11 protein-coding genes are annotated in these 12,781 nt (G+C 64.7%); 7 read left to right on the top strand and 4 right to left on the bottom strand.

Annotated elements, in window-relative coordinates:
• Together ACFPO9_RS00545 and ACFPO9_RS00550 are read right to left on the bottom strand one after the other, a co-directional pair.
• The coding region (locus ACFPO9_RS00545) for an ISL3 family transposase (RefSeq protein WP_379767565.1) at positions 1-781 on the bottom strand (781 nt) is incomplete at its 3' end.
• A gap of 162 nt (positions 782-943) precedes the next feature.
• Entirely contained in the window at positions 944-2,290 is a 1,347-nt protein-coding gene (locus ACFPO9_RS00550) for an MFS transporter (protein ID WP_379765458.1), read from the bottom strand.
• A 163-nt stretch (positions 2,291-2,453) separates the two neighbouring features.
• Between ACFPO9_RS00550 and cyoA the strand changes: the two genes are divergently transcribed.
• The 7 genes from cyoA to ACFPO9_RS00585 are packed head-to-tail and all read left to right on the top strand — an operon-like array spanning position 2,454 to position 9,223.
• Entirely contained in the window at positions 2,454-3,479 is a 1,026-nt protein-coding gene (gene cyoA / locus ACFPO9_RS00555) for a ubiquinol oxidase subunit II (RefSeq protein WP_379765461.1), read from the top strand.
• A gap of 2 nt (positions 3,480-3,481) precedes the next feature.
• Positions 3,482-5,485, top strand: coding sequence for a cytochrome o ubiquinol oxidase subunit I (cyoB, locus tag ACFPO9_RS00560; RefSeq protein ID WP_379765464.1), 2,004 nt, complete (start codon positions 3,482-3,484; stop codon positions 5,483-5,485).
• Positions 5,478-6,113: a cytochrome o ubiquinol oxidase subunit III gene (gene cyoC / locus ACFPO9_RS00565; protein ID WP_379765467.1), complete on the top strand. Its 636-nt coding sequence runs from the start codon at positions 5,478-5,480 to the stop codon at positions 6,111-6,113. Before cyoB ends, cyoC begins: the two co-directional genes overlap by 8 nt.
• Positions 6,110-6,535: a cytochrome o ubiquinol oxidase subunit IV gene (cyoD, locus tag ACFPO9_RS00570; RefSeq protein WP_379765470.1), complete on the top strand. Its 426-nt coding sequence runs from the start codon at positions 6,110-6,112 to the stop codon at positions 6,533-6,535. The genes cyoC and cyoD overlap by 4 nt, the downstream gene beginning before the upstream one ends.
• Positions 6,536-6,568: 33 nt before the next feature.
• Positions 6,569-7,360 (top strand): SURF1 family protein, encoded by a 792-nt coding sequence (locus ACFPO9_RS00575; protein WP_379765473.1) that lies wholly within the window; start codon positions 6,569-6,571, stop codon positions 7,358-7,360.
• Entirely contained in the window at positions 7,344-8,651 is a 1,308-nt protein-coding gene (locus ACFPO9_RS00580) for an ATP-binding protein (RefSeq protein WP_379765476.1), read from the top strand. Before ACFPO9_RS00575 ends, ACFPO9_RS00580 begins: the two co-directional genes overlap by 17 nt.
• Entirely contained in the window at positions 8,648-9,223 is a 576-nt protein-coding gene (locus tag ACFPO9_RS00585) for a response regulator transcription factor (protein WP_379765479.1), read from the top strand. Before ACFPO9_RS00580 ends, ACFPO9_RS00585 begins: the two co-directional genes overlap by 4 nt.
• A 20-nt stretch (positions 9,224-9,243) precedes the next feature.
• Here ACFPO9_RS00585 and ACFPO9_RS00590 read toward each other — a convergent pair whose 3' ends face one another.
• Both ACFPO9_RS00590 and ACFPO9_RS00595 read right to left on the bottom strand, forming a co-directional pair.
• Positions 9,244-9,945 carry a hypothetical protein gene (locus tag ACFPO9_RS00590; protein WP_379765482.1) on the bottom strand — a complete coding sequence of 234 codons (702 nt, stop codon included), beginning with the start codon at positions 9,943-9,945 and terminating at the stop codon, positions 9,244-9,246.
• A gap of 416 nt (positions 9,946-10,361) precedes the next feature.
• A complete protein-coding gene (locus ACFPO9_RS00595) occupies positions 10,362-12,758 on the bottom strand; it encodes a TonB-dependent receptor plug domain-containing protein (RefSeq protein ID WP_379765485.1) in 2,397 nt (798 codons plus the stop codon).
• Positions 12,759-12,781 lie beyond the last annotated feature (23 nt).

The raw sequence follows: 12,781 nt of genomic DNA on the forward strand, positions 1-12,781 counted from the left end.
TGGATTGATCGCGCAGCCGGTTCGCCTCGTCGACCCGGACCCGGTCGATCACTTCCCGTCCATACTTGGCGATGACGTGGAACAGATCGTAGACGACGCGCGCGTTCGGACACTGTTTTTGCACTTCCAGGTCGAAGGCCGTATTCATGTCCATCGCGACGACTTCGATGGCTTGGCAACGCTCGATGCCCAACCAGGTGAAGAAAGGCCGGATGGCTTCACGGCTACGGCCTTCGCCAACCCAAAGCACCTGCCTGCTATCGGCATCGAGTACGACTGTGGCGTAACGATGGCCCTTGAACAGAGCAAATTCATCCATGACCAGACGCTTCGGACGCGCCTCTGGTAACGCAGCAAGCTTCCGCTCCAAAGCTTGCTGGTGAATCTGCCGCACCGTACTCCAGTGCAGGCCGGTGAGCTGGCAAACGTGAGTAAGCGGAATGCGCTCGCTCCACAGTGCCACGAATGCCGCCAGGCGGCGCGTTATCCTCGAATGTGGATCAAGCCAGCTGACGCGCTGGCTTCCAGTACGTCCACAACCATCGCATTTGACCCGGTACACTGCCACTTCCAGAGTCAGTGCATGGCCTACCAGCGGCAAATCGCGCACGGTACGCCAGCTGACATCGTGCACCTTTGGTGTAACGCCGGCGCAATGCCTGCAGATCCGGGCCGTAGCCGGACAAGGCTCTAGCCGAATCGATACCGACTGGCCTACTTGCTTAAACGAGGTGATGGAAAAACCTTCCCAGAACGGGAGCGAGGCAATATGATCTGGCATGAGAGCGGTAGGTTGGGAATTCTGTTTGGTCGCACAAACACAATAACTCTTCCTTACTGCTCTCTTGCGTTTACAACAGGTTCATCCCTGAAACCCGCGATGAACCAAAAAAAAGCCCCGGTATCAACCGGGGCGTAAGCTCTGCTGCTTCCTACTTTAGCGTCAGTTGCGGATCTCCAGCGCGCGGTTCAGGCTCAGCGCGGCCAGCGAGGCCAGCGCGCCCGAGAGCAAGTAGAGGCTGACGTAGCCGAGGCCGTAGTTGGCGGCCAGTCCGAGCGCGACCAGCGGCGCGAAGGCGGCGCCCACCAGCCAGGCCAGGTCGGAGGTCAGGGCCGCACCGGTGTAGCGGTACTCGGGCAGGAAGTTCGAGGTCACGGCGCCGGACGCCTGGCCGTAGGACATGCCGAGCAGCAGGAAGCCGACCAGGATGAAGGTGTTCTGGCCCGTCGCGCCGCCGTCCATCAGGGTCGGCACGAAGCCCGAGAACAGGGCGATCAGCGCGGCCAGGGTGCCCAGCGTATTGCGGCGTCCGAATTTGTCGGCGATCAGGCCGGACGCCAGCACGCCGACGATCGCGAGGCCGCCGCCCCAGATCTGGACCACCAGGAAGTCCGACATCGAGCGGGTGTCGTAGAGCTGGAGCCAGGACAGCGGGAACACGGTCACCAGGTGGAACAGCGCGTAGCTGGCCAGCGCGGCGAGGGCGCCCAGCACGATGGTGCTGCCCTGCTTGCCGGCCACTTCACGCACCGGCACGGCGTCGAGCTGGTGCTCGTCGAGCAGGTGGGTGTAGTCCGGCGTCGAGATCAGGCGCAGGCGGGCGAACAGCGCGACCACGTTGATGGCGAAGGCGACATAGAAGGGGAAGCGCCAGCCCCAGACCAGGAAATCGTCCTGCGACAGCTCGGCCATCAGGTAGGAAAACACGCCGGCCGCGATGATGAATCCGACCGGTGCGCCAAGTTGTCCCAACATCGCGTACCATCCGCGCTTGTGTTCGGGGGCGTTCAGCGCCAGCAGCGAAGGCAGGCCGTCCCAGGTGCCGCCGAGCGCGAAACCCTGTCCCAGGCGCAGTACCGCCAGCGAGATGATGGCCCACTCGCCCCAGCGCGAATAGGTCGGCAGGGCGGAGATGGCGACGGTGGCCGTGCCCAGCATGAACAGCGCGATGGTCAGCTTGATCTCGCGGCTGAAGTGGCGCTGGATGGCCATGAAGATCAGGGTGCCGATTGGCCTTGCGATATAGGCAAGGGCGAAGATGGCGAAGGAATACAGGGTGCCTTCGAGCCGGTCCGCGAACGGAAAGAACACGGCCGGGAACACCAGCACCGAAGCGATCGCGTAAACGAAGAAGTCGAAATACTCCGAGGCGCGGCCGATGACCACGCCGACGGCGATGTCGCCGGGAGAGATGGCGGTGTCGCGCGAGTTGATGTTGCGGGCGCCGCTGTGCGGGGCGGTGATGGGAGAAGCGGCTGCGTCGCCGTAGGTGGTGGTGTTCTGCTGCATATTTCGTCTCCTGTAGTCTCTTGACAACTGGGTAAAAACCCTTCGGGATGAAACGCCGACAACAAAAAAGTGCGAAGGGTGGGACAAAACGTCCAATCGCCAAACGTGCACCGTTGGCGTTACATTAGCATGTTATCTTTCCCATGTAACGTAAAACACAAGCATGATTCCCAAGACCGTAAGTCGCGGATTGCTTCTCACCCCCCTGTTGGCGGCCCTTGCCGGCTGCAACACGGTGGTGATGAACCCTACCGGCGACATCGCCAAGCAGCAGGCGCATCTGATCACCGTCTCGGTGGTCCTGATGTTGTTGATCATCGTTCCAGTCATGATTCTCATCGTCTGGTTCGCCATTAAGTACCGGGCCAGCAATACCGAGGCCGCCTACGAGCCGGACTGGGACCACTCGACCAAGCTCGAACTCGTCATCTGGGGCGCGCCCCTGCTGATCGTGATCGTGCTGGGCCTGGTGACCTGGATCTACACCCACAAGCTCGACCCCTACCGTCCGCTCGACCGTCTCGACGAGAACCGCCCGATTCCCGCAACCGCCAAACCGCTGGTGGTGCAGGCCGTGGCGATGGACTGGAAATGGCTGTTCATCTATCCGGAGCAGGGCATCGCGACCGTGAACGAACTGGTGGTGCCGGTCGACCAGCCGCTGCGCATCAAGGTCTCCGCGACCTCGGTCATGAACGCGTTCTACGTGCCGGAACTGGCGGGCATGGTGTACGGCATGCCGGGGATGGAGATCACCCTGAATGCGGTGCAGAACAAGCCGGTGAGTTCCTTCGGCATCTCGTCCAACTACAGCGGCGCCGGTTACTCGGACATGAAGTTCGCCTACCGCGGCGTTCCGCAGGGCGATTTCGACGGCTGGGTGGCATCGGTCAAGTCCACCAGCGCCGGCAAGCTGGACCGCGCCAACTACCTGGTGCTGGAAAAGCCGAGCATCAAGGATCCGGTCCGCCACTACGGCGCCGTCGATGACGATATGTACTATCGCATCCTGAACCGCTGCGTCGCCGATGGCGTCGTCTGCCAGGACAAGATGATGATGGACGACGCCCGCAAGGCGCGCGAGATGGCAATGAACCGGATGCCCCAACACGCGGCAGCGACCCGCCTGGCCCAGGCCAACAACGGCGAAGTCTGCACCACGCCCGATGAATCTGTGAAGAAGAAGTAATCATGCACGAGCAACTAGACTTAATGAAGTTGATCTTCGGTCGGCTCAGCTGGGAAGCGATTCCCTACCACGAGCCGATCCTGATCGGTACCTTTGCGATGGTGATCCTGGGCGGCCTGGTCGTCCTCGGCGCGATCACCAAATTCAAGCTGTGGGGCTATCTCTGGAACGAGTGGTTCACCAGTATCGACCACAAGAAGATCGGCATCATGTACATGATCCTCGGTCTGATCATGTTCCTGCGCGGCTTTGCCGACGCACTGATGATGCGCGCCCAGCAGGCGTTCTCCTTCGGCGATTCGCACGGCTTCCTGCCGCCGCACCACTACGACCAGGTCTTCACCGCCCACGGCGTGATCATGATCTTCTTCGTGGCGATGCCGCTGGTGACGGGCCTGATGAACTACGTGGTGCCGCTGCAGATCGGCGCGCGCGACGTCGCCTTCCCGTTCCTGAACAACTTCTCGTTCTGGATGACCACCATGGGTGCGCTGCTGGTGATGGCTTCGCTGTTCGTCGGCGAATTCGCCCGCACCGGCTGGCTGGCCTTCCCGCCGCTGTCCGGCATCCTGGCCAGCCCTGACGTCGGGGTCGACTACTACATCTGGTCATTGCAGATTGCCGGTGTCGGCACACTGCTGTCGGGTATCAACCTGGTGGTCACCATCGTCAAGATGCGCGCCCCGGGCATGGACCTGATGAAGATGCCGGTCTTCACCTGGACCGCGCTGTGCACCAACATCCTGATCGTGATGGCCTTCCCGATCCTGACCGCCACCCTGGCGATGCTGGGCCTGGACCGTCTGTTCGACACCCACTTCTTCACGAACGAACTGGGCGGCAACGCCATGATGTATGTGAACCTGATCTGGATCTGGGGCCACCCGGAGGTGTACATCCTGATCCTGCCGGCTTTCGGCATCTACTCGGAAGTCGTGGCGACCTTCTGCAACAAGCGTCTGTTCGGCTACTCGTCGATGGTCTATGCGACCGTCGTGATCATGGTCCTGTCCTACCTCGTGTGGCTGCACCACTTCTTCACGATGGGTTCGGGCGCGAGCGTGAACTCGTTCTTCGGCATCACCACGATGATCATCTCGATCCCGACCGGCGCCAAGATCTTCAACTGGCTGTTCACCATGTACAAGGGCCGCATCCGCTATGAACTGCCGATGATGTGGACCGTGTCCTTCATGATCACCTTCATCATCGGCGGCATGACCGGCGTGATGCTGGCGGTCCCGCCGGCCGACTTCGTGCTGCACAACTCGCTGTTCCTGATCGCCCACTTCCACAACGTCATCATCGGCGGCGTGCTTTTCGGCCTGTTCGCGGGCGTGAACTACTGGTGGCCGAAGATGTTCGGCTACAAGCTGGACCGTACCTGGGGCGTGCGCTCCTTCTGGCTGTGGTCGATCGGCTTCTGGGTCGCCTTCACCCCGCCTTACATCCTGGGCTTCATGGGCGTGACCCGCCGCCTGAGCCACTTCGACGATCCGTCGATCCACTGGCTGTTCCAGATTTCGCTGGCCGGCACCCTGATGATCGCCGCCGGTATCGCCTGCCTGCTGATGCAGGTTGCCGTGTCCGTCATCAATCGCAAGCAGCTGCGCGACGTCACCGGCGACCCGTGGGACGGCCGTACCCTGGAATGGGCTACCTCGTCGCCGCCGCCTGACTACAACTTCGCGTTCACGCCGGTCGTGCATGACAACGACACCTGGGCCGACATGAAGAAGGCCGGCTACAAACGTCCGCTGAGCGGTTTCGTGCCGATCCACATGCCGGCAAATACCTGGGCCGGTCCGGTGATCCCGTTCATCACCTTCGTGCTCGGTTTCGGCATCATTTGGCATATGTGGCTGCTGGTGGCCGTCGCCTTCGTCGCGACCGTGGCCGTGACCATCTACCACACGTTCAACTACAAGCGCGACTACTACATCCCTGCGGAAGAAGTGGCGCGTACGGAAGAAGCTCATACCCGACTGCTGGAAGCCCATGTCTGAGATTAATACCAACACCGTCAGCGCCACCGGCGCCGACATCAGCTCGCGCTACTACGCGGTCGAGCACCACCCGGAAAACGGCACGCTGCTGGGCTTCTGGATTTACCTGATGAGCGACTGCCTCATCTTCGCCTGCCTGTTCGCGACCTACGCTGTCCTGGGCCGCAACTACGCGGGCGGCCCGTCGGGCGCCGAGATCTTCGAACTCGGCACCGTTGCGCTGAACACGGCCTTCCTGCTGTTCTCGTCGATCACCTATGGCTTTGCCATGCTGGCGGCGCAGAAGAAGAACGTGAAGGCGACGCTGGTCTGGCTCGCCATCACCGGCGTGCTGGGCGCCTGCTTCCTCTACCTGGAGCTGGACGAGTTCTCGCACCTGATCCACGAAGGCTTCGGCCCGTGGCGCTCGGGCTTCCTGACCGCGTTCTTCTCGCTGGTCGGCACCCACGGCCTGCACGTCACCTTCGGTATCGTGTGGCTGGTCACGCTGATGTTCCAGGTCGGTAAGCACGGCATCCACGCCGCCAACTACCGCCGCCTCGCCTGCCTGTCGATGTTCTGGCACTTCCTGGACGTCGTCTGGATCGGCGTGTTCACCTATGTTTACCTGATGGGAGTTCTGCCATGAGCGATCACCACACCCACGCTCACGGCCACGACCATGGGCACGGCCACGGCGTCGACCACGGCGACCACATGGAAGCCCACGGCAGCTTCAAGGACTACACGATCGGCTTCATCCTGTCGGTGATCCTGACCGCGATCCCGTTCTGGCTGGTGATGACCCACCAACTGCCGCCTGCCACGACCAAGTTCGTGATCCTCGGCTTCGCCGCGGTGCAGGTGGTCGTGCACATGATCTACTTCCTGCACATGAACTCGAAGTCCGAGGGCGGCTGGAACATGATGGCCCTGATCCTGACGGCGATCCTGCTGTTCATCGTGCTGACCGGCTCGATCTGGGTCATGTACCACATGAACGCCAACATGATGCCCAGCATGATGGGCAACGATGGCGGCGCCGTGCATGGCATGCACGACATGCAGTAAATGGCAGTAAGCGATCCAGCAGCAGACCCCGGCATGCCGGGGCACACCCCGCGCGGACCCGCTTCGCGCGTCCTCCTGGCGGCCTTCGCGCTGCTGCTGATCGTTCTTTTCGCAGGTCTGGGCACCTGGCAGCTCATGCGCCTGCAATGGAAACTGGACCTGATCGCGCGCGTCGAACAGCGCGTGCACGCCGCCCCTGGCGCGCCGCCCCCGGTGGCGCGCTGGGCCGGCATCACCGCCGAATCCGACGAATACCGCCGGGTGCAGGTCGCCGGCACCTATCTCTACGAATACACCACCCCGGTCCAGGCGCTCACCGAGCAGGGCAGCGGCTACTGGCTGCTGACGCCCCTGTGCACCACGGACGGCCACGTCATCCTCGTCAACCGCGGCTTCATCGCCGCCACGCCCGGCGAGCGCACCCGCTACGCGCCGCGCAAGTCGCGGGACTATCCCTGCGCCGCGAACGCCGGCGGCGCCGTGCAGCTGGTCGGCCTGCTGCGCATCAGCGAGCCGAAGGGCTTCTTCCTGCGCACCAACGATCCGGCCGCGAACCGCTGGTACGCGCGCGACGTGCCCGCGATCGCCGCCGCACGCGGCCTGCCCGCCACGCTCACCGCGCCTTACTTCATCGACGCCGCCGCCGGCCAGAACCCGGCCGGCTCGCCGGACCAGCCGCAGGGCGGCCTCACGGTGGTCAGTTTCCACAACAGCCACCTGATGTATGCCGTGACTTGGTATGCTCTCGCCTTGATGGTGGCCGCCGCCTGGTGGTGGGCCACGCGCGGCGCCGGCAGGGCAGGGAACGATGAACACGACGACTGACGTACTGAAAAACACCGCCGCCGACGTCGAATACGTCGCCGGCCACAAGAACATGCTGCAGCTGATCGAGCTGCGCTGGATCGCCGTCATCGGCCAGGTCACCACGATCGCGGGCGCGATCCTGATCTTCGACGTCAAGCTGCCGCTGGTGCAGATGCTCGAGGTTCTGGCCTGCCTGATCGCGTTCAACGTCGCCAGCCACCTGCGCTGGCACGAGCACCGCCCCGTCACCAACAACGAGCTGTTCCTGGCCTTGCTGGTCGACGTCGCCAGCCTGACCATGCAGCTCTACCTGTCGGGCGGCACCACCAATCCCTTCGCCTTCCTGTACCTGCTGCAGGTGATTCTGTCCGCGGTCCTGCTGGAAGCCTGGTCGACCTGGACCATCGTCGGCATCACCCTGGCCTGCCTGGCGGGCCTGTCGATCTTCGCGCGCCCGCTGCCGCTGCCCTTCGACCACGCGCGCGGCATCTCCAGCCTGTACGTGCAGGGCATGCTGATCTGCTTCGTGCTGAACGCGGCGCTGCTGGTGGTCTTCATCTCGCGCATCACGAACACCCTGCGCGGCAAGGCCGCCCAGCTGGCCGACCTGCGCCAGCGCGCCGCCGAGGAAGAGCACATCGTGCGCATGGGCCTGCTGGCCAGCGGCGCGGCCCACGAACTGGGCACGCCGCTGGCGACCCTGTCGGTGATCCTGGGCGACTGGAAGCGCATGCGCGAGTTCAGGTCGAGTCCCGACCTGATCGAGGAGATCACCGAGATGGAGACGCAGCTGAAGCGCTGCAAGTCCATCGTCAGCGGCATCCTGCTGTCGGCCGGCGAGGCGCGCGGCGAATCGGCGGTGCGCACCACCATCCGGAGCTTCATGGACGAACTGGTCGAGGAATGGCAGGAGTCGCGGCCGGTGCGCGAGTTCGCCTACGTGAACCGCATCGAGAAGGACTTGCCGGTGGCCTTCGATTCGGCCCTCAAGCAAATGATCGACAACGTGCTGGATAATGCACTCGAAGCCTCGCCCGACTGGGTCGGCCTCGAAGCCAGCGCCGCCGGCGGCACGCTGCAGCTGTCGGTGACCGACCGCGGCCCCGGCTTCGCCCCCGGCATGCTGGCCCAGTTCGGCAAGCCCTATCAGTCGACCAAGGGCCGGCCGGGCGGTGGGCTCGGGCTGTTCCTGGTGGTGAACGTGGCGCGCACCCTGGGCGGCAGCGTGTCGGCCTCGAACCGTCCGCAGGGCGGCGCCGAGGTCCGCCTGACGCTGCCGCTGAAGGCGATCGCACTGGAAGAAGAATGAACGAAGAAGAGAACTTGCTGGACCAGGACGACGACCCTGAGCGCGACCGTCTGCTGCTGATCATCGAGGACGACGACGCCTTCGCGCGCACCCTCGGCCGCTCCTTCGAACGGCGCGGCTACACGGTGCTGCACGCGCCCGGCTTCGACGAAGCCCAGGAACTGCTGAAGGAGCACAGCCCGAACTACGCGGTGGTCGACCTCAAGCTGAAGGGCAACAGCTCCGGCCTGGCCTGCGTGCAGCTGCTGCATGCGCACGACGAGGAGATGCAGATCGTGGTGCTGACCGGCTTCGCCAGCATCGGCACCGCGGTCGAGGCGATCAAGCTGGGCGCCTCGCAATACCTGGCCAAGCCCTCGAACACCGACGACATCGAAGCCGCCTTCGGCCATGTGGCGGGGAACACCGAGCTGGAACTGACCAACCGCGCGACCTCGATCAAGACCCTGGAGTGGGAGCGGATACACGCGGTGCTGGCGGAGACGGATTTCAATATTTCCGAGGCGGCGAGGCGGCTGGGCCTGCACCGGCGGACCTTGGCGCGGAAGCTGGAAAAGCAGCGCGTCAAATAAGCCCGCCACGCGGCTGCCGCCTAGACGTTCAGCGCCACCGCCTTGCTGTCGGCGCCGACCTTCGGCACCGCGATATCCGCACTGCGGGCCAGTTTCACCACCGTCCCCATGAAGCCCGACACGTCGATGGCCACCTTGGCCAGCATCGGGATCGCATCCTTCACCGGCGCCACGCGCACCAGTTCCATCGGATTCAGGCCGACGCTGGCCGCCATCGCCTTGCCCTGGCGTCCCAGTTCCACCGCTTGCAGGGCGCCGATCGCGAAGTTCAGCAGCGCCTGCCCGATCAGTTTTTTCTTGTCGCTGTCCAGCATCGCCATGCGCTTTTCCATGTCGCCGGAGTCGATCAGGCGCCTGGTTTCGCTGGCTTCGGCTTCGTACAGCGCACGATAAGCCGCGGCGCGCTCCTTCGGGTCCGCCACCGCGGCGATCGCCGCCAGCGCCGCGCGCTTGGCCATCAGCTGTTCCTCGCTGGCGAAGGCGGCATTGATCGCGGTGACCGAGCGGCCGGCGATCTCCGACAGTTCCGCGGACTTGCGCACGAAGCCGTCGACGTCGTAGGCATCGCCGCCGGCCATCGGGTTCACGGTGTTGCTCAGCATGCCGCCGAGGCTGCTGGCCAGGCCGCCGAGCGCGGACAACTGGGCGTGGGCGGCGTTCATCGCCAGCAGGCAGGCGCCGGCCGCGCACAGGGAAACAAGCTTGGAAGAAATGCGGGTCATGGTTGCCTCTTTGCTTACATCGTTATGGGGGGTACGAGGCCTGCACGATAGCGCGCCACGTTTCGGCTTGTTAGCCCCATGAATGGGGTGGCAGGGCAATCCGGCCTGGCGCCACGGTGCTGGCAGACCCGGCGTGCCGCCCACGGCCGCCGTGACGCATCACGAAATTTATATGCGGAAAAGCGATCCGCCGCGGGTGCGGGAAGCTACCCGCCCAGCCGGCTCAATGCAAACGCCGCCAGGAAGCCGGCCACGGGATCAGGCGCTGCGGCACCATGATGAAATAACCGACCGCCGCGCCGATCAGCAGCGCGGCCGGCCACGAATCCCCAGAACCCCGCCTGGGCCCACGTTGGCATGTTGTGCATGCCATCATGATAAGCAGACCGGGGCGGACGGCGCGTACGGCAAGCGGCTTACCAGGTATAGCCGACCTTACCGTAGAAGAAACGCCCATTGAAGCCATTCGGCGCCCAGACACTATAAGGCTGCGTGCCGTTCACGTTCAGGTTGCCGTTCGAGGTCACCTGCGCCGGATAGCGGTTGGTGACGTTGTCGATGCCCAGGGTCACGCGCCAGTCGCTGGCCACGCGCACCGACGCCGACAAGTCCAGCACCCATTGCGGATCGTAGGTCTGGTCCAGCGCCACGTTGTTTTGCGGGACGGTGAATTTTCCGTAACGCGTCACGTTGGCGTGGCCGCTCCAGGTGCCGCGGGTGTAGTCGCCGGACAGGGTCAGCTTGTCCTTCGGCGAGCCGACGGTCAGGCGATTCACGGTCTGGCGGTCCGCCAGCACCAGGTTCGCGTTGGCCAGCACGGCCGGGGTGGCGGCGACGTGGCGCACTTCGTTGTCGTTGTGGTTGTAGGCCAGCGTGAAGTCCGCGCGCGCGCCCTGGGCCAGGTTCATGCGCCAGGTGCTGACCACGTCCACGCCCCTGGTGCGGGTATCGACGGCGTTGGTGAAGTAGCGCGCGGCGCCGACGAAGATGCCGCGGTTCTGCAGCGCAGCGTTGAGGCCGGCCGCGGCGGCGCCCGACAGTTGCAGGTTGGACGAGAAGATGACGCGGTCGTCGATGTCGATGCGGTACAGGTCGACGGTGGTGGTCCAGTTGCGGATCGGCTGCCACTGGGCGCCGAAGCTCAGGTTGCGGGCCCGTTCGGGCTTCAGCGGCTGGGCGCCGAGGGCTTGCGCGGCGGGGCTGTCGACCGGGAAGGTGCCGGTTTCGATCGGCGTGTTCTGGCCGTTGATGACCAGGAAGTTGGTCGTCGTGATGGTGTAGAACTCCTGCGCCAGCGAAGGGGCGCGGAAGCCGTTCGAGAAGGTGCCGCGCAGCGCGAATTGCGGGGTGAGGGCGTAGCGCGCCGCGACCTTGCCCGAGGTCGTGTTGCCGAAGTCGCTGTAGCGTTCGTGGCGCACGGCCAGCGAGCCGGACAGCTGTTTGGTGATGTCGCCTTCCAGGTTCAGGTAGAGCGACTGGTTGTTGCGGCTGTTCTTGCCGGCGTTCTCGGGCCGGAAGCCGGAGAAGCCCTGGGCGCCGCCGCCGAAGTAGGAATTCGGTTCGCCGGCGCTGATTTCATACGATTCGTAGCGCGCCTCGGCGCCCAGCGCCACCGTCAGCGGGCCGCTCATCCAGGCCACCGGGATGTCGCGCGCCACGTCGAGGTTGGCGACCTCCTGGGTGGTCGCCAGTTTGCCGGCGTGGAAACTGGTCTGGCCCGGGTCGGGGAAGCCGGTGCTCAGGTTGGTGGTGTTGTCGACGTCCAGGATGAAGCGGTTGCGCCCATGGTTGAGGCTCGCGTCCCAGCGCCAGCCTGCGAGTTCGCCGCGCAGGCCCGTCACCAGCGATGCGTCCGTCGATTTGCTGTCTTCCAGCGGCAGGAAGCCCTCCGGGTACAGCGGCGAGCGGCCGGCCAGGCGCCAGGTCGCGGCCGACGAGGTTCTGCGTTCGCCGTAGTTGGCGAAGGCGTACCAGTCGAGGTTCTCGTTGATGTTGACCTGGCTGTTCAGAAAGAGGCTGCGCGGACGGCTGTCCGGGTCGCCGTAGCGCTGGGTGATGGTGCCCTGGCGCGGGCCGGCTTCAGGACGCGGGTCGGGGAAGGCGCGGTTGGTCGGGTTGCGGTTGGCGGCCTCCACGGCCACGCGCACCCAGCCCTTGTCGCCCAGCTTGAAGCCGGTCGAGCCGCGCACGGTGGTCTGTTCGCCGTCGCCCTTGTCGTATTCGCCGTACTGGATCTCGGCTTCGCCGCCATCGGCGCCTTTCTTGAGGATGACGTTGACCACGCCGGCGATGGCATCCGAGCCGTACTGGGCGGCGGCGCCGTCGCGCAGGACTTCGATGTGGTCGATCGCGGCCAGCGGGATCGCGTTCAGGTCGACCGGCGCCGAGCCGCGGCCCTGGGTGCCGTTGACGTTGACCACGGCCGACGTATGGCGGCGCTTGCCGTTCACCAGCACCAGGGTCTGGTCCGGCGACAGGCCGCGCAGCTGGGCCGGACGCACGGCGTCGCTGGCGTCGGCGCCGACCGGGCGCGGGAAGTTCATCGAGGGCAGCAGGCGCGAGAGGACGGTGGCCAGTTCGCTGGAACCGGTGCTCAGCAGCTCACGGCTGGAGATGACGTCGACCGGCGATTCGGTTTCGAGGGTGCGGCGGTTCAGCGAACGGGTGCCGGTGACGACCACCGATTGCAGCTCGCCGGCGGCCGGCTGGGCGCTCGTGTTTTGCTGGGCTTGCGCAGCGGGCAGGACGGAGGCAATCAGGCCCAGCGCGAGGAGGGCGCGGGCGGGGTTGGGACGGGAATGCTTGACGCTCATGTTCTTCTTTCCATATGTTGCAC

This window comes from Massilia aerilata (assembly GCF_042656905.1).
Classification (GTDB): domain Bacteria; phylum Pseudomonadota; class Gammaproteobacteria; order Burkholderiales; family Burkholderiaceae_D; genus Telluria; species Telluria aerilata.